This window comes from Pseudomonas sp. NFACC39-1 (genome assembly GCF_900110355.1).
GTDB lineage: Bacteria > Pseudomonadota > Gammaproteobacteria > Pseudomonadales > Pseudomonadaceae > Aquipseudomonas > Aquipseudomonas tehranensis.
This window is the reverse complement of the sequence record NZ_FODL01000008.1, coordinates 128,235-144,035: the sequence shown is the minus strand read 5'-3', so window position 1 is coordinate 144,035 and position 15,801 is coordinate 128,235. Positions and strand designations below refer to the sequence as shown.

Here is a 15,801-nt window from a genome sequence, read left to right as displayed (position 1 = left end):
GAGATACCAACATGAGCTCTCGTACGTTTTCGCTGATTGGCGTTTCCCTGGTCATGGGCTTGGGTGCCGCATGGATGGCTGACTCCTGGCTGAGCGCACGACTTAACGCCAAACCCGATGACCATTTGCGCAGCGTGGTGGTTGCCACCGTGCCAATTGCCTTCGGGCAGATGGTCGAGGCCCAGCAGGTCACCACCGTGCGCATGCCCATGGATACGATCCCGGACGATGCCTTTGACTCCAGCGAACAGGCCGTAGGCAAGATCGCGACGTTCGACATTCTGCGCGGTGACATCGTGCGGGGCGCGCGTCTGAGTGAGCATTTGGGTGGCAGCACCCTGGCGTCGCTGATCGATCCTGACAAACGCGCCATATCGGTACGGGTCGATGATGTGGTCGGTGTGGGGGGGTTCCTGTTGCCGGGGAACCGGGTCGACGTGCTGGCTACCAAGACCACCAGCGCCGGCAGTAACAACGCTGTGTCCCGGACCATCCTTGAAAACCTGCGGGTGCTGGCGGTGGATCAGACAGCGGGCACCGACAAGACCCAGCCGGTGGTGGTGCGGGCCGTAACGCTGGAAATGTCGGCCACGGAAGCAGAGGCCCTGGTGACTGCGCAGACCGAAGGCAAGTTGCAGCTGGCCTTGCGTAATCCGCTGAACCTGGAGAAAAAAGCCGTGGTCGTGGCGCCCCCTCCGGCTCCGGTGATGGCGGCAGCGACCGCTGTGGTGCCAAGGCCCGTGGTGCAGCGCAGCGCCAAAGCGCAGAGCAGCGGGATCACGGTAATCCGTGGAGTTGAAAGCAGCGTCGTCAACGTTCACTGAAACGCGTAGAAAAAATGCCTGGTCCTTCGGCCATGGCAGTGCCGATCCTCACGCGTCGGCAAACGAGGGCTCGATCATGAATCCCAGTATCCGGCAGCCTGTCACTGCGACGCCTCGGCGCCAGGAAGGAGCAGTGAGTGTATTGATGGTGATCGCGTTAATGGCGATTTCCATGATGGCGGCATTGGCCCTGGATGGCGGACACATGTTGCTCAACAAGACCCGTCTGCAAAATGCCGTGGATGCCGCCGCCTTGAGCGGCGCCAAGACCCTGAGCCAGGTGGCGGGGGGGCTCAACATGGCCAGTACGACTCGGGCCGCCGCCCTGGACACGCTGACACGAAATGCTGACGCTGCGGGCAACGCTGAACTGGCAACCGCCGTCGCCGGCAATCCGGGTGCGTTCGCCGCAGTGGAGCTGGCCAGCAGTGTTTATGGCCCGTTTTCCTATCCCGGGCCGTCGGATGCCAAGTACGTACGCGTGTCAGTGTCCAGCTATCAGTTGAGCGGTTTTTTCTGGAGTTTCGTTCAAACGATGGGCAGTGTCGGCCTGGGCAATAAGGCCGTGGCGGCGATCGCCACGGCAGGCCCCAGCCCGACGGCTCCGTGTGATCTGGCGCCCTTGATGGTCTGCGGCGATACCAGTCAATACGACCCGGCTGCCGGAAATTTCTGGAGTTATCGCTTTGGCGACCTGACGGTGCTGAAGACGGCCGCGGGCAACACTTCGCCCATCGGGCCGGGCAACTTCCAACTGCTCGATTTCGGCTCCGGCGGCAGCGCGGTGCGCGAAGACCTGGCGGGCGGCGGTTCGATCTGCCGCAGTGTCGGGGACAACGTCCAGACCGCGCCGGGCAACAAAGCCGGGCCGACGTCCCAAGGCTTGAACACGCGATTCGGTATCTATAACGGTCCGGTCAGCGCTTCGGACTATCCACCGGACCTGGTCACTACATCGAGCAACCCGGCGATGACCTATGACGATTCGCTCTCCCAGGCGCAATACAAAGGACAACCCATCACCTCGAGCAATGGCGATCTCAGCGGCGCTGGTGAGGCAATACTGGACTACAACGACTGGAAAACGGCAGTCGCCGCTTGCGTGGCCGGGGCCGGTAGCGGCTGTGAAAGCAACGGGGTTTTCGAGCGGCGGATGCTCAAGATCGTGATCGGTGACTGCACCGGCAAACTGAGCGGCTCAACCTCGATTCCCGTCCTGGGGTTTGGCTGCTATTTCGTCGTGCAACCGGTTAATGGTGGAGGTTCGGACTCCATCATCTTTGGCCAGTTCGTCCAGGAATGCGAAGGCGATAACGTGCCTGGCCCCACGCCGGTCAGCGATACCGGGCCGCAGGTCATTCAGCTCTACAAAACCTATCTCAACGGCAGCGGCACTCCGAGCACCGACTCGTAGGAGGCGTCATGCGACTTGCCCATTTCAAAGCAGCGCAGGCCCAGCAAGGCGTGGCGCTGGTGGAATTCACCCTGGTACTGCCGTTGTTGCTGCTGCTGTTGCTGGCCTTTGGCGAGTTCGGCCGCATGCTCTTTCAATACAACGTGCTGCTACAGGCCAGCCGTGATGCCAATCGATTCGTCGCCAGCCAGGCCTGGAATACCACCCTGGGCACCATCGCCCTGAACAACACGCTGCAGACCCAGACGAAAAACGTCGCGGTGTATGGCACTCCGAGTCAGGCCGGCGCCGCGGTGGTGGCCGGTTTGACCACGGCGAACGTGGAGGTCGCCGCGGTGGGTGTTGATCATGTGCGTGTCACCATCACCTACACCTTTTGCCCGGTGATTGGCGCAGGCAATTGCGGTGGAACAATTCCCGGTTTCTTCGGCAATGCCATTGCCCTGGGCATTCCACTGGTGGCGACCACCGTCATGAGGGCGTTGTGATGAACAACAAGCACATGCAAGGCACCTACATCGTGGAATTCGCCTTCGTTGGCCTGCTGGTGTTCATCCTCCTGTTCGGCGTGGTGGAAATGGGCCGGCTGTATTTCACCGCCAATGCCTTGGATGAAGCCGCGCGACGCGGCGCGCGGCTGGCGGCGGTGTGCAATATCAACGATCCGGTGGTGTTGCGCCGCGCCATCTTCAATGCCGCGACAGATTCAGGTACCAGCCAACTGATCAGCAGCCTCGCCACTTCGAACCTGGCGCTGACCTATCTGGATGTGAACGGCGCCGTGGTGGCGAACCCCGCCGACACGGTCAGCGCCAATGGCTTTCGCGCGATCCGTTACGTGCAGTTGAGCGTGCAGAACTTCGTTTTCAATCTGTTCATTCCCGGGTTTGGCGTGCCCATTACCTTGCCCACATTCAGGGCGACCTTGCCACGCGAAAGCCTTGGGCGTCATTCCGATTCCGGGGAGATCACACCATGCTGAATACCAGGGAAACTCCACTGTCGACCGTCACCGGCAAAGCCGGGCTGCGGCTACTGATCAGCAGTCGTGACGCTTCGTCCCTGCGCGACCTGCAATGCGTCTGCCAGCGCATGCCTTGCCTGGAAGTGAGCACGCGCCTGGTGAGCAACGGCCATGTCGATCCGCTTTATGGCCTGGAGCGAATGCCCGACCTGCTGTTGTTGCGGGTCAGTCACTTGTGGCGCGAAGAGCTGGCGGCGTTGCTGCAGCGTCCGGCCCATGAGCGTCCACCGATGCTGGTATGCGGTCTGATGGGCGAGCAGGAAGGCATGCGGCTGGCAATGCAGGCCGGTGCCCGGGACGTGCTGCCAGAGCCCTTCGCCGAGACGGAGCTGGTGGCCGCCCTGAATCGTCTGGTGGCGGAGGTCCGCGTCGGCCATGGTGCCGAAGGCAAGCTGGTCGCCGTGATCAGCGCCAAGGGTGGTTCCGGTGCAACCCTGGTGGCCTGCAACCTGGCCCAGCAACTCAGCGCCCAGGCCGGTACCACCCTGTTGCTGGATATGGACCTGCAATTTGGCAGCGTCACCCATTATCTGGATGTGGCCCAGTCCCATAGCCATCTGCAAGTGCTGCAACAGGTCGAAGACCTGGACAGTATCGCCTTGCGGGGTTTTTGCAGCCATTTCAGTCCGACCCTGCACGTGCTGGGTGGCCGCAGCGGCGAGTTGTGCCTACCACAGGACGCTCAGCCCGAACAACTCGACGCCCTGTTGCAATTGGCCCGTGCCAGCTATGACTGGGTGGTAGTGGACCTGCCGCGGCAGATCGACCACCTCACCGGCTCCGTGCTGGAGCAGGTCGACCGGGTCTACGTGGTGGTTCAACAAAGTGTCAGCCATCTGCGCGATGCCAGCGCCCTGGTGCGGATCCTTCGCGAGGACCTGGGCATACGCGCAGACCAGTTGCAGGTGGTGGTCAATCGCTATGACAAGGCGGCCGCGGTCAGCCTCAAGGATGTCGCCGAAGCCCTGCGGTGCACCAACCTGTCGAAATTACCCAATGACTTCAACCTGGTCAGCCAGAGTCAGAACACTGGCGTGCCGTTGGGGCTGCATGCGCCGAGGGCGGCCATCACCGTTGCCCTGCGCGATTTGACCGAAGACCTGGTCGGTCACCAGATGGCCGCAGACAAAGGCCTGCTCAAACGTGCCTTCAACCGTTTTTTCGGGGGATGACCCATGATCAGCGACTTCCGCAACCGCTTGCGTAAACAGTCCGGTAAACCTGCCATTGAGCTGACTGGCGACAGCCTGCCGGATCCGACAGAGCAATTGATGGCCTGGGAGCATGCCATTCCCGACGTGCTCTACGAAACCCGTAGCCAGGTCACCCCGGTGGAAGCCCAATGGCGGGAAAAAATCTACCAGCAACTGCTCAAGGTCATGGACCTGTCCTTGCTCGATTCCCTCGAGCAGGCCGAAGCCACGAGACAGATACGCGATATTTGCCAACGTCTGCTCGATGAGCATTCGGCGCCGGTAAGCTCGGCCAGCCGTCAGTTGATCATCAAGCAGATCACCGACGAAGTGCTCGGGCTGGGGCCTTTGGAGCCGTTGCTGGCCGACCATAGCGTGTCCGATATCCTGGTCAACGGTTTCGCCTCGGTCTATGTCGAACGCTTCGGTAAGCTGCAAAGAACCGACGTGCGCTTTCGCGACGACCAGCATCTGCTGAACATCATTGACCGTATCGTCTCCAGCCTGGGGCGACGCATCGATGAGTCGTCACCCCTGGTGGATGCCCGGCTCAAGGACGGCTCGCGGGTCAACGCAATCATCCCGCCGCTGGCCATCGACGGTCCGAGCATGTCGATCCGGCGCTTCGCGGTGGACCTGCTCAACACCGACAGCCTGATCCAGGTGGGCACCATGACCCCAGCCATTGCCTTGTTGCTCAAGGCGATTGTCCGTGGGCGCTTGAACGTGCTGATTTCCGGTGGCACCGGCAGTGGCAAGACCACCATGCTCAACGTGCTGTCCAGTTTCATCCCCCACAACGAACGTATCGTCACCATCGAGGATTCGGCCGAACTGCAACTGCAACAACCTCACGTGGTACGCCTGGAAACCCGGCCTTCGAACATCGAGGGGCGCGGCGAGGTGAGTCAGCGGGAACTGGTGCGTAACAGCCTGCGGATGCGTCCGGACCGCATTGTCATCGGCGAAGTGCGTGGCGCCGAAGCGCTGGACATGCTCACTGCCATGAACACCGGCCACGACGGCTCCCTGACCACGATCCACGCGAATACCGCGCGCGATGCCTTGGGGCGAATCGAGAACATGGTGTCGATGACCGGCGCGACTTTTCCGATCAAGGCCATGCGTCAACAAATTGCCTCTGCCATCGATGTGGTGATCCAGTTGGAGCGTCAAGAAGACGGCAAACGACGTGTGGTGAGCATGCAAGAGATCAACGGCATGGAAGGGGAGATCATCACCATGACCGAAATTTTCTCTTTCACGCGCCAAGGCATCGGGGAAAACGGCGAGGTGCTGGGTGATTATCGGCCCAGCGGGATGATCCCGGCCTTTCGCGACGTGTTGGCCAGGCGCGGCATCGAGTTGCCGCTGACTCTGTTCCGTCCTGAGTGGATGGAGGCTCGGTCGTCATGAACAACATCCCCAGCGAGTTCATCCTGATTTTTCTTGCCATGGTGTTCATCGCCGTCTTCCTCCTGTCCCAGGGGGTGGTGGTGCCGGTGTTCGGCGAGGCCGGCAAAATGCGCAAGCGCATCCGTGGGCGCCTGCATGTGCTGGAGAAAGCCAACCATCTGCCCAACATGCAGACCGTGTTGCGGCAGAAGTACCTGACGCGCTTGTCGCCCCTGGAAGCCCGGCTTGAACAGTTGCCGTTCATGGCCAACCTGACCCAGTTGATCGAGCAGGCCGGCCACGAATACCGGGCCTATCGGGTGATGATGCTCGGCCTGGCCCTGGGCGTGGCGGCCGGTGCCGTGGTGCTGATGTTCTGGCCGGTATGGTGGGTGGCGCTGCTGGTGGCCTCTGTGGTGACCTGGTTGCCGGTGCTGAAAATCATGCACGACCGCAGCAAGCGTTTCGCCGCCTTCGAGGAAGGTTTGCCGGACGCGCTGGACGCCATGTGCCGGGCCTTGCGCGCCGGGCACCCGTTCAACGAAACCCTGCGTCTGGTCGCCGAGGAGCACAAGGGGCCGGTCGCCCAGGAGTTCGGTATGACCTTCGCCGACATCAACTATGGCAACGATGTGCGCCGGGCCATGCTCGGCCTGTTGGAACGCATGCCGAGCATGACGGTGATGATGCTGGTGACCTCCATACTTATCCACCGCGAAACCGGCGGCAATCTGACCGAAGTGCTGGAGCGCCTGAGCCGCTTGATCCGCGGGCGCTTTCGCTTCCAGCGCAAGATCCGGACCTTGTCGGCGGAAGGGCGCATGTCGGCCTGGGTGCTGGTGGCGATCCCCTTCGTGCTGGCGATCGCCATCGTGCTCACAAGCCCCAGCTACATGCCGGTGCTGATCAATGACCCTATAGGCCACAAGCTGATCATGTTCGCGTTCGGCGCCATGTTGTTGGGGATTCTCTGGATACGAAAAATCATCCGGATCCAGGTTTAAGCGCCCTCGCGGCGAGAGGTATCAGTCATGGATTTTCTGCTCGGGTTGTTCAGTCGGTTTACCGGAAGCGAAGAAATGGCACGGCTGTTGTTCATCGCCGTGATCGGCCTCAGTACGGTACTGGCGGTCGTCGCCATGATCCTGCTGATGCTCGGCCTGCAGGATCCGGTGCAACGGCGCCTGGCGCTGATCAAACGGGGGTATTCCGGCAGTGCGCAAGGGCAGGAGGCGCCAGGTAACCTGCAACTCTTGCTGGAGCGGGTCGGCCAGCGCTTTGCCGCGACTGACCCGAGCCAGGCCAGCGCCACCCTGACCCTGCTCACCCACGCCGGCTACCGTTCCGCGTCGGCGGTGCAGATGTATTGGGCCGTGCGCCTGATGCTGCCGTTGTTGCTGCTGGGCGTTACGTTACTGCTGCTGCCGCTGATCAAGGTGTCCCTGATGGTCGGTTTGCTGGTGGCGACCTTGATGGCGGGTATCGGATGGCTGCTGCCGGCGTTGTACGTCGGCAAGCGCAAGCAGGCACGACAAGCGCGGCTGCGGGCGGCATTTCCCGATGCGCTGGACCTGATGGTGGTGTGCGTTGAGTCAGGCCTGGCCCTGCCCGTTACGATAGAACGGGTGGCTGAAGAGATGTCGGTCAGTCAGGTTGAGCTGGCCGAAGAGCTGGCCTTGGTGAACGCGCAGATCCGCGCGGGTATCACCAGCACCGACGCGCTCAAGCAACTGGCCCTGCGCACCGGCCTGGAGGATATCCAGGGCCTGGTCAGCCTGCTGGCTCAGAGCATCCGCTTCGGCACCAGCGTGGCCGACACCCTGCGCATCTACGCCGATGAGTTTCGTGACCGGCGCACCCAGGCGGCCGAGGAGATGGGAGCCAAAATCGGTACCAAGCTGATCTTTCCGCTGATCTTCTGCCTCTGGCCAAGCTTCTTCCTGGTCGCCATCGGCCCGGCCATGATCGGCGTGTTCAGGGCCTTTGGAAATATGTAGAAGGACATACGGTCCCGGTTGTACAAGCCTGTGGCGAGGGAGCTTGCTCCCGCTCGAGCAGCGCAGCGGCCCCGGTTTGCGGCTGCTGCGCACCCGAGCGGGAGCAAGCTCCCTCGCCACGATAGTGACAGCCTGAAAGCCAACACTCAGACAGGCACGCAAGGGTTATCACCTGACAGTCAACACCCCGCCGGGCACACAAAGATCCTCACCTGAACGTCCATACCCAACCGAATACCAACCCGTGGCGAGGGGATTGATCCCTGTTGGGACGCGTGGCGGTCCTGAAAACCGGAATACGGAGTACCCCTCATTGGCCGGACCCGCGCATGACTCAGTTGAGTGGGGATTTGCTGGAGGGCTGAGCAACCCCGCGGGGATAGATCCCTTCGCCACAACCAGGCGCGTTCAGCTTGATGCAAGGCAGAACAAAAGATCGCAGCCTTCGAAAAGCCCTACACCGGATCGGATGTAGGCATTGTCGAAGGCTGCGATCTTTTGTTTTTCCACTGTGTTTCAGTTGCTGCTGGTGATTTCCCCACCCGAGTCCTGTTCGAAGAATTCCGGGATCGGGTAATTGAAACTATTGAGCCAGCGCTGCATGGCCAATTCCCGTTCGGTGGCCGAGGCGGTTTGCAGGTGGGTTGAGGCCACCACCCCGCGAATCTGCAGCTGCATCCAGCTTTCCGTGCCCTGTTGCGCAGCCGAAGAGGGGCCTGGTTCAATGGCCCAGGCGGTGGTGGACAGGCAAGTCATGCACACGATCAACAGTTGTCTGGTTTTCATCTCTTGGACTCCTCGTAAGGCTCTACTTGACCGCATCGGATGAGGCGTCGGCTACATCGCTCAAACGGTTCACGGGAGATGTCGCCCCGATAGGGGCCGAACCTCTGATTTTTTCCGCCCGGGCTTGAGCATCCGCCACTTGTTTGGGGCTCAGGTTGGCCATGTTTGCCAGTTCGGCTGCCTGCTTCCAGTTGTCCTGGTAAATCAGCAGCGTCACCATGTTGAAGGCGGCCAGTGAGTCTGACTGTCTGAGCTCCATGGCGGTCATGAACTCGAAGCGGGCTTCGGGGATCCGTCGCTGATTGAGATAGACAACCCCCAGGTCATTGCGGATTTTCCCTTCGGTGGGGGACATTTTCACAGCGCGCTCAAGGTGTTCAGTGGCGCCAGCATGATCCTGTCTGGCGGCAGCCAACTGGCCGAGGCCATGCTCGCCATCGGCGGCCAGGCAAGTGCCGAGCAGGCTCTGGTACAACGGCTCTGCCTCGTTCCGTCCCATCAGGCGCAGCACGCGCGCCTTGCGCAGACGGACCTGGACCAGATCTTGCGGCAGCCCTTCGAGGTTCGCCAAGCTTGCATACAAACGTCCGTCATTGGCCATGTCATCAGCCAGGTTCAGCGCCAGTTCCTGATCGGAGCCGGGCTTGGCGCAACTGGTCGGGCGTGAAGCCACGCCGTTGCTGGCGCAGCCGACCAGCAGCACCGTTGCAGCTATCGCGATCACCGCTTTCATTGAATGCCCCCTCGTATCAGGTTGAACACGTGGACGACTGCACTTCAGGCGCCGGCTCATTGGGACAGCCCGTTACGGTTGTCGAACTCGCCGTTTTCAAGGAAGTACATGCGGTAGAAGTTCGGGTCGTAATTGCGCAGCTGTTCGCCCGGCAACGTCGGCAGTTGTGCGTCGGCGGCCAACGGTTGGACCAGATGCGGCGTGACGATCATCAGCAGCTCGCGTTCTTCGCGATTGATGGAATTATCGCGAAAGAACGCACCGAGAATCGGAACATCACCCAGCCCCGGTAATTTGTTCACCTGAGAGGCATTGCGCGTGCTGATCAGGCCGCTGATGACAAAGCTTTCGCCATCGGCCAGGGCAATACTGGTATCGGTACGGCGGACGGTGAGCGCCGGAACCAGTGTGCCGGCGATGTTCACCGCGTTGGTGAAATCCAGCTCACTGACTTCCGGTGCGACCTTGAGCATGATGCGGTTGGTTCCGACGACGGTGGGCGTCAAGGTCAGACGGATACCGAATTCCTTGTACTCGATGGACACGTTGTCGCTGCCGGCACTGGGCACCGGGATCGGCACTTCGCCGCCGGCCAGGAAGCTCGCGCTCTGCCCGCTCAGGGCCACCAGGCTCGGCCGCGCCAGGGTGTAGGCAAAGCCACTGCCTTCCAGCGCATTGATCATCAGCAGGGTTTGTCCGGTGGCAAAGGACAGGTTGAACATGTCGTTGTTGAGCGGCAATGAAGGCCGCACCACGCCACCGATGGTGGGCAGGGTTCTCGGCGCGCCGAACAGGAAGTTGCCACGGCTGCCGAAAATAGAGGTCGAAGCTTCCTTGAGCTTGGTCCGACTGACTTCGACGAAACGGATGTCGGTCTGCACCTGGGCGAGCAGCATAGGGTCTTCGGAGGGCACGCTCGCTGCGCTGGTCAGTGCCGCAGTGGCTCTGCCTTTGACGAAAATCATGCTCTGGCGCGGGTTTTTTGAGCAGGCGGTCCAGACCATCAGGCTGGTAGCGCCGGGCGCCAGGCCTGTAAGAATAAAGGCGTCGCTACCGCTGGGTTGCACGTCGGCAATTTTCGGGTCACCCACCGCCAGTTTCGTCACGGGGGCCAGGATACGCAGTTCATTCTGAAGCCCTTGGCCAACCTCGAAGGTCGCTGGCAAATTGTCCAACTGAGAACAGTTTGCCGTTGCGGCCTGGGCCGCTTCCAGGCCAAGGCCGATCCAGAACAGGCCATGCATCAATTGCTTTAACGCGGGCGGGGTACGATAGCTCATGAAGTGATCCTCGACAGAGAGGCCGTCCCTAGGCTTAACAAATGCCTCGGATCACTTAAGGGGCCCGGGCTGCCCCTTGTATTGCACCAGACCATTGAGCGGCGGCGGTGACCGCCTCGTCGCTACAAGCGAGCGAGCGCATCCCACCGGCCTGACTGAATGGCAGGCAGCTTTCGAAAAAACTTTTTGAGCCCCGCGATAGCGGGGTGACGAGCAGGGTGACCGGTGTTGATCGGGTCGCCCTAGGGGGTGATTTATTCACCGCCGTGCCCGCTTCTTTTTGAAGGTAGTTCATGCATGGCAAAGCGCCACGCCATAAACGAAAAAAACGACTAAAAAGTGACGGGAGGGAAATTCTTGGTAAAGTCGCCGTCAATAATTTGTCTTTTGTGCGATTTTGAGGGCGTGTTTACAGGGACAGGATCAACCGTCCGGCAAAAAGAATCAGGATGACGCCCATGCTCCGTTCGAACCAATGTCCCATGCGCATAAACACTTCCCGCACTCGGGCGCTGGAAAAAAACAACGCGACGAGGACAAACCACAGTGCATTCACCAGGCACATCCAGAGCCCGTACAACGCCTGGATCTGCAGCGGTGTGGTGGTGCTGATCAGCGTGGTGAAGATGGCCAGGAAAAACAGCGTGGCTTTCGGGTTGGTGGCGTTGGTCAGAAACCCGGTGACAAACGCTTTGAATGGCGTTTGCCCAGTAGTGTCTTGATCGTTGCTGTGTACGCCTTCAAGCGTGGATTTGGGTTGGCTGCGCAGCAGGCTGACCCCCAGGTAAAGAATGTAGGCACCCCCCACCACCTTGGCGACCATCAGCAACCAGGGGAAGGTGTGCATCAGCGCACCTACGCCGAGCAAGGTGTAGATTACATGCACCGAGATGCCGGCGCCGATGCCCAGCGCTGTGCAGATCCCGATCCAGCGGCCAAAACGGACGCTTTGGCGGATCGTCACGGCGAAATCAGGGCCGGGTGCGACCACCGCAAGAAAGTGGACGGTGGCCAGGGCCAGGAATTCGCCAAGGTAGCTCGATAGCATTTCAACTCCGAACGGTCAGGGCGCGGCATCGCGGCGATGACCGATAAAAAAAGAGAAAAGGCTCAGGCGCGGATATTCCATACCCGCATCGGAATGTGTGCGGGATTATAAGTTGTGTGGGAATGGGTGATAATCCGTTGAAATTTCATAGAGCTTTTGCGCCATGAGCACAAATCAATCACTGGCCTTGCTCGCCGAAATGGCCATTTTCGTCAAGGTCGTGGAGACCGGCAGTTTCTCCGAAGCGGCCAGGCAGTCAGGCTTGTCCCCGTCGGCTGTCAGCCGAAGCATCTCGCGTCTGGAAAAAGCCTTGGCCACCCGCTTGCTGCAACGCACCACGCGCAAGCTGCGCTTGAGCGATGGCGGGGAGGAAGTGTTCAAGCGTTGTCGGGAGATGGTCGCCGCCGCCCGCTCGGTGATGGAAATCAGCGGCCAGTTCACCCATGAAGCCGAGGGGCGGATACGGGTCAGCGTGCCCAAGGCGGTGGGGCGCTTTGTCATTCATCCCCACATACCCGAATTCTTGCGTCGTTACCCCAAGGTCGATGTGGAGTTACTGCTGGAGGATCGGCAGGTCGATCTGATCGACGATCATGTTGACCTGGCTCTGCGGATCACCGACCAGCCGCCGGTCGGGCTGGTGGGACGTCAGTTGTTGACCATTGACCACCTGCTCTGCGCCACGCCGCGCTACCTGGCCGAACACGGCATCCCCGAGCATCCCCACGACCTGTTGGAGCACAGCTGCATCTACCTGGGAGAAACCCCACACGACGCTCGCTGGAAATTCAGGAAAGGCACCCGGTCCGTCCACGTGGGCGTACGTGGCCGCTATGCTGCCAATCATACGGGCGTGCGGCTGGAGGCTGTCTTGCAGCACATTGGCATCGGCAGCTTGCCGTACTTCACGGCCCGTCATGCGCTGGAGCAAGGGTTGATCGTACAGGTGCTGGCGGATTGGACGTTTCTGGCCTCCTACCAGGGTGGGTTGTGGCTGCTGCATTCGCCCACCCGCTACCTGCCGCCGAAGTTGCGGGTGTTCATTGATTATCTGGTGGAGTGTCTGGAGAAAGAGCCCACCTTGAATAAGGCGGGCCACAAAAAAGGCCCGCCGGATTAACCGTGCGGGCCTTGGCATGACTGATCGCAATCAGTGCTTGCTGTCCTGATCCGACATCGCCAGCAATTGCTTTTCCTGGTTCCAGTCGAAGGGTTCGTCGTTTTGCTCGGCTTCGAAACGACGTTCCTCCAGGGCCTGATACAAGGCGATTTCTTCGTCGGGCATGTAATGCAGGCAGTCACCGGCGAAGTACCACAGCAGGTCACGAGGCACCAGGTGGGCGATCTGTGGATAACGCACGATCACCTGGCACATCAGGTCCTGGCCCAGGTACTGGCTTTCGATCGGATCAACGGGCAGTTGCGCGCGCAATTCGTCGAAGCGCTCCAGAAACAGGGCATGGCTTTCTTCGGGAACCTGGTCTGCCTCACCCACGGCGACCAGGATGCTGCGCAAGTGGTCAAGCAAGACAAGGTGATCGGCAACGACGTTGGACACGAGATAAGTCCTCAAGAGCAAAACGGGCGCAGGAGTATAAAGCGCTTGCGCCCGTTTTTACATGGCAGAAGCACAGGGTCGCCAGGATCAGCGGACCTTGTCCTCGGCGAGCGTGAGTTCCTCCTTGTCGAAATCATCCACGTCGATCACTTTACGTCGGGCCGCTTCGGCCTCGCGCAGGGTCTGGGCCTCGCCGGCCTGTAGCACGCCAGCTTCGAGGGCCGCGTCGATGAGCTGTTCGCCAGGGGCGGGGGTGAGCTGACCCTGTTTGAGCGCACCGTGCAGTTTCTTGTGCAGCGGATGAGCCGCGACCAGCAGGTCGCAAGCGTGCTGCAGCGCACCCACCGGATCGTCGACCGATTGCGGGCGATAACAACCCTGCAGCAGCTCCTCGAGGGTCGGATCGCCCTTGCCCCGACCGATCACCGCGGCCACTTCTGCGTCCAGCCTGTCGCTCGGACCTTTGTGGCGGCGGCCGAAGGGGAATACCACCCCGCGCAACAGACCACCCAGCACCCGGTTCGGGAAGTTGTCCAGCAGTTCGTCCAGGGCCCGCTCAGCCTGGCCCAGGCTTTCTTCCATGGCCCAGGTGAACAGCGGTTCCATGTGGTCCGGCGAGTCCAGGTCGTGGTAGCGCTTGAGCGCGGCCGAGGCGAGGTAGAGGTTGCTCAATACATCCCCAAGGCGCGCCGACAAGCGTTCGCGACGTTTGAGTTCGCCGCCCAGCAGCATCATGCTCAGGTCCGCCAGCAGGGCGAATGCCGCCGCTTGCCGGTTGAGGGCGCGGAAATAACCCTGGCTCAAGGCGTTGCCGGGGGCTCTTTCGAAACGCCCCAGGCCCAGGTTCAGCACCAGGGTGCTGGCGGCGTTGCTGATGGCAAAACCGATGTGTTTGAGCAACAACCCGTCGAATTCGATCAGCGCCTGGTCTTTGTCTTCTCGCGTGGCCAAGGCCATTTCCTTGAGCACGAAAGGGTGGCAGCGAATCGCACCCTGGCCGAAGATCATCAGGTTACGTGACAGGATATTCGCGCCTTCGACCGTGATGAAGATCGGTGCACCTTGCCAACTACGCCCCAGGTAGTTATTGGGCCCCATGATGATGCCCTTGCCGCCATGTACATCCATGGCGTGGCTGATGCATTCGCGACCGCGCTCGGTCAGGTGGTATTTGAGGATCGCCGACAGCACCGAAGGTTTTTCTCCCAGGTCCACCGCGTTGGCGGTCAGCATACGGGCGGCATCCATCATCCAGGCGTTGCCACCGATACGGGCCATGGCCTCCTGAATGCCTTCGAAGGCCGACAATGGCACGTTGAACTGCTCGCGTACCTGGGTGTACTGGCCGGTCACCAGGCTGGTGAACTTCGCCGCCCCGGTGCCCACAGCCGGGAGCGAAATCGACCGGCCGACCGACAGGCAGTTCATCAGCATCATCCAGCCCTTGCCGAGCATGGGCTGGCCGCCGATGAGAAAGTCCAGCGGGATGAACACGTCCTTGCCCCAGTTCGGTCCGTTCATGAAAGCGGCGCCAAGGGGCAGGTGACGACGGCCGATATTGACGCCAGGGGTGTCGGTGGGGATCAGGGCGAGGCTGATGCCCAGGTCCTCTTCATCCCCCAGCAGGTGATCGGGGTCATAGGCCTTGAAGGCCAGGCCGAGGAGGGTGGCTACCGGTCCGAGGGTGATGTAGCGCTTTTCCCAGTTCAGGCGCAGGCCCACGGTTTCCTGACCTTGCCATTGGCCCTTGCAGATGATGCCGGTGTCGGGCATCGCCCCGGCGTCGGAGCCAGCCAGCGGCCCGGTCAGGGCGAAGCAGGGAATATCGTCGCCACGGGCCAGCCGTGGCAGGTAGTGGTTGCGTTGCTCGTCGGTGCCGTAGTGCAGCAGCAGTTCGGCCGGGCCGAGGGAGTTGGGGACCATCACGGTGGAAGCCAGATCGCCGCTACGGGTGGCCAGTTTCATCGCCACCTGGGAGTGGGCATAGGCGGAGAAGCCCTTGCCTCCATATTCCTTGGGGATGATGAGCGCGAAGAACCCGTGCTCCTTGATGTGTGCCCAGGCGGCGGGTGGCAGGTCCATGGCCTGGCCGATCTGCCAGTCGCTGACCATGGCGCAGAGCTCTTCGGTGGGGCCGTCGAGGAAAGCCTGTTCCTCCTCGGTCAGTTGCACCTTGGGGTAGGCCAGCAGCGTGTCCCAGTCCGGCCGGCCACTGAACAGTTCACCGTCCCACCACACCGTACCGGCGTCGATGGCGTCGCGCTCGGTTTCTGACATGGGAGGCAGGGTCTTCTGGAACCAGTTGAACATCGGCGCGCTGAAATACTTGCGGCGCAGGTCCGGCAGCAGCAGTGGGGCCGCGACGGCGGCGAGCACGACCCAGAGGATCAGCATCAGCCAACCGGGGGCGGGACTGAAGAGGTTCATGGCCAGCAGGTAGACTGCAATGATTCCCAGCGCGGGCAGCGGGGCGGTGCGCCGATGCGCCAGCCAGGCTTTCCCGACGACCAGAACCAGTATCCACAACAACAGCATAAGTAATCCTCCGT

General features: G+C 61.2%; 15 protein-coding genes. 9 read left to right on the top strand and 6 right to left on the bottom strand.

The window, feature by feature from the left end:
- Nucleotides 1-11: 11 nt before the first annotated feature.
- The 8 genes from cpaB (at nt 12) to BMY45_RS18565 (ending at nt 7,847) form a co-directional block, all read left to right on the top strand.
- On the top strand, nt 12-824 hold the full coding sequence (gene cpaB, locus BMY45_RS18600; protein WP_092400103.1) for a Flp pilus assembly protein CpaB: 813 nt from the start codon (nt 12-14) through the stop codon (nt 822-824).
- Nucleotides 825-900: 76 nt separating this feature from the next.
- Nucleotides 901-2,238, top strand: a complete 1,338-nt coding sequence (locus BMY45_RS18595; RefSeq protein WP_371913963.1) for a TadE/TadG family type IV pilus assembly protein — start codon at nt 901-903, stop codon at nt 2,236-2,238.
- An 8-nt stretch (nt 2,239-2,246) separates the two neighbouring features.
- Nucleotides 2,247-2,726 carry a TadE/TadG family type IV pilus assembly protein gene (locus tag BMY45_RS18590; protein WP_092400101.1) on the top strand — a complete coding sequence of 160 codons (480 nt, stop codon included), beginning with the start codon at nt 2,247-2,249 and terminating at the stop codon, nt 2,724-2,726.
- Complete coding sequence (locus BMY45_RS18585) at nt 2,726-3,220, top strand: TadE family protein (RefSeq protein ID WP_092400099.1); 495 nt, start codon at nt 2,726-2,728, stop codon at nt 3,218-3,220. The genes BMY45_RS18590 and BMY45_RS18585 overlap by 1 nt, the downstream gene beginning before the upstream one ends.
- A complete protein-coding gene (locus tag BMY45_RS18580) occupies nt 3,214-4,434 on the top strand; it encodes an AAA family ATPase (RefSeq protein WP_092400097.1) in 1,221 nt (406 codons plus the stop codon). The genes BMY45_RS18585 and BMY45_RS18580 overlap by 7 nt, the downstream gene beginning before the upstream one ends.
- A 3-nt stretch (nt 4,435-4,437) precedes the next feature.
- Nucleotides 4,438-5,871, top strand: coding sequence for a TadA family conjugal transfer-associated ATPase (locus BMY45_RS18575; RefSeq protein WP_092400095.1), 1,434 nt, complete (start codon nt 4,438-4,440; stop codon nt 5,869-5,871).
- Nucleotides 5,868-6,854: a type II secretion system F family protein gene (locus BMY45_RS18570; protein WP_092400093.1), complete on the top strand. Its 987-nt coding sequence runs from the start codon at nt 5,868-5,870 to the stop codon at nt 6,852-6,854. Before BMY45_RS18575 ends, BMY45_RS18570 begins: the two co-directional genes overlap by 4 nt.
- A gap of 27 nt (nt 6,855-6,881) precedes the next feature.
- Nucleotides 6,882-7,847 carry a type II secretion system F family protein gene (locus tag BMY45_RS18565; RefSeq protein ID WP_092400091.1) on the top strand — a complete coding sequence of 322 codons (966 nt, stop codon included), beginning with the start codon at nt 6,882-6,884 and terminating at the stop codon, nt 7,845-7,847.
- A 516-nt stretch (nt 7,848-8,363) separates the two neighbouring features.
- Here BMY45_RS18565 and BMY45_RS18560 read toward each other — a convergent pair.
- The 4 genes from BMY45_RS18560 to BMY45_RS18545 all read right to left on the bottom strand — a co-directional run bounded on the left by BMY45_RS18560 (nt 8,364) and on the right by BMY45_RS18545 (nt 11,694).
- Entirely contained in the window at nt 8,364-8,633 is a 270-nt protein-coding gene (locus BMY45_RS18560) for a DUF3613 domain-containing protein (RefSeq protein WP_092400089.1), read from the bottom strand.
- A 22-nt stretch (nt 8,634-8,655) separates the two neighbouring features.
- A complete protein-coding gene (locus BMY45_RS18555) occupies nt 8,656-9,366 on the bottom strand; it encodes a tetratricopeptide repeat protein (protein ID WP_092400087.1) in 711 nt (236 codons plus the stop codon).
- Between the two features lie 56 nt (nt 9,367-9,422).
- Nucleotides 9,423-10,646 carry a type II and III secretion system protein family protein gene (locus BMY45_RS18550; RefSeq protein ID WP_092400085.1) on the bottom strand — a complete coding sequence of 408 codons (1,224 nt, stop codon included), beginning with the start codon at nt 10,644-10,646 and terminating at the stop codon, nt 9,423-9,425.
- A 409-nt stretch (nt 10,647-11,055) separates the two neighbouring features.
- Nucleotides 11,056-11,694: a LysE family translocator gene (locus BMY45_RS18545; protein ID WP_092400083.1), complete on the bottom strand. Its 639-nt coding sequence runs from the start codon at nt 11,692-11,694 to the stop codon at nt 11,056-11,058.
- Nucleotides 11,695-11,857: 163 nt separating this feature from the next.
- Between BMY45_RS18545 and BMY45_RS18540 the strand changes: the two genes are divergently transcribed.
- Entirely contained in the window at nt 11,858-12,814 is a 957-nt protein-coding gene (locus BMY45_RS18540) for a LysR family transcriptional regulator (protein WP_092400081.1), read from the top strand.
- A gap of 30 nt (nt 12,815-12,844) precedes the next feature.
- Here the strand turns inward: BMY45_RS18540 and BMY45_RS18535 are convergent, their stop codons facing one another.
- Both BMY45_RS18535 and BMY45_RS18530 read right to left on the bottom strand, forming a co-directional pair.
- Nucleotides 12,845-13,252 carry a PA2817 family protein gene (locus BMY45_RS18535; protein ID WP_047228173.1) on the bottom strand — a complete coding sequence of 136 codons (408 nt, stop codon included), beginning with the start codon at nt 13,250-13,252 and terminating at the stop codon, nt 12,845-12,847.
- Nucleotides 13,253-13,339: 87 nt separating this feature from the next.
- Entirely contained in the window at nt 13,340-15,787 is a 2,448-nt protein-coding gene (locus tag BMY45_RS18530) for an acyl-CoA dehydrogenase (RefSeq protein WP_092400079.1), read from the bottom strand.
- Between the last annotated feature and the right edge of the window lie 14 nt (nt 15,788-15,801).

Excerpts from the sequence above, each read along its gene's own strand:
- cpaB (WP_092400103.1), top strand. The coding sequence starts at position 12 with ATGAGCTCTCGTACGTTTTCGCTGATTGGCGTTTCCCTGGTCATGGGC.
- BMY45_RS18595 (WP_371913963.1), top strand. The coding sequence starts at position 901 with ATGAATCCCAGTATCCGGCAGCCTGTCACTGCGACGCCTCGGCGCCAG.
- BMY45_RS18590 (WP_092400101.1), top strand. The coding sequence starts at position 2,247 with ATGCGACTTGCCCATTTCAAAGCAGCGCAGGCCCAGCAAGGCGTGGCG.
- BMY45_RS18585 (WP_092400099.1), top strand. The coding sequence starts at position 2,726 with ATGAACAACAAGCACATGCAAGGCACCTACATCGTGGAATTCGCCTTC.
- BMY45_RS18580 (WP_092400097.1), top strand. The coding sequence starts at position 3,214 with ATGCTGAATACCAGGGAAACTCCACTGTCGACCGTCACCGGCAAAGCC.
- BMY45_RS18575 (WP_092400095.1), top strand. The coding sequence starts at position 4,438 with ATGATCAGCGACTTCCGCAACCGCTTGCGTAAACAGTCCGGTAAACCT.
- BMY45_RS18570 (WP_092400093.1), top strand. The coding sequence starts at position 5,868 with ATGAACAACATCCCCAGCGAGTTCATCCTGATTTTTCTTGCCATGGTG.
- BMY45_RS18565 (WP_092400091.1), top strand. The coding sequence starts at position 6,882 with ATGGATTTTCTGCTCGGGTTGTTCAGTCGGTTTACCGGAAGCGAAGAA.
- BMY45_RS18560 (WP_092400089.1), bottom strand. The coding sequence starts at position 8,633 with ATGAAAACCAGACAACTGTTGATCGTGTGCATGACTTGCCTGTCCACC.
- BMY45_RS18555 (WP_092400087.1), bottom strand. The coding sequence starts at position 9,366 with ATGAAAGCGGTGATCGCGATAGCTGCAACGGTGCTGCTGGTCGGCTGC.
- BMY45_RS18550 (WP_092400085.1), bottom strand. The coding sequence starts at position 10,646 with ATGAGCTATCGTACCCCGCCCGCGTTAAAGCAATTGATGCATGGCCTG.
- BMY45_RS18545 (WP_092400083.1), bottom strand. The coding sequence starts at position 11,694 with ATGCTATCGAGCTACCTTGGCGAATTCCTGGCCCTGGCCACCGTCCAC.
- BMY45_RS18540 (WP_092400081.1), top strand. The coding sequence starts at position 11,858 with ATGAGCACAAATCAATCACTGGCCTTGCTCGCCGAAATGGCCATTTTC.
- BMY45_RS18530 (WP_092400079.1), bottom strand. The coding sequence starts at position 15,787 with ATGCTGTTGTTGTGGATACTGGTTCTGGTCGTCGGGAAAGCCTGGCTG.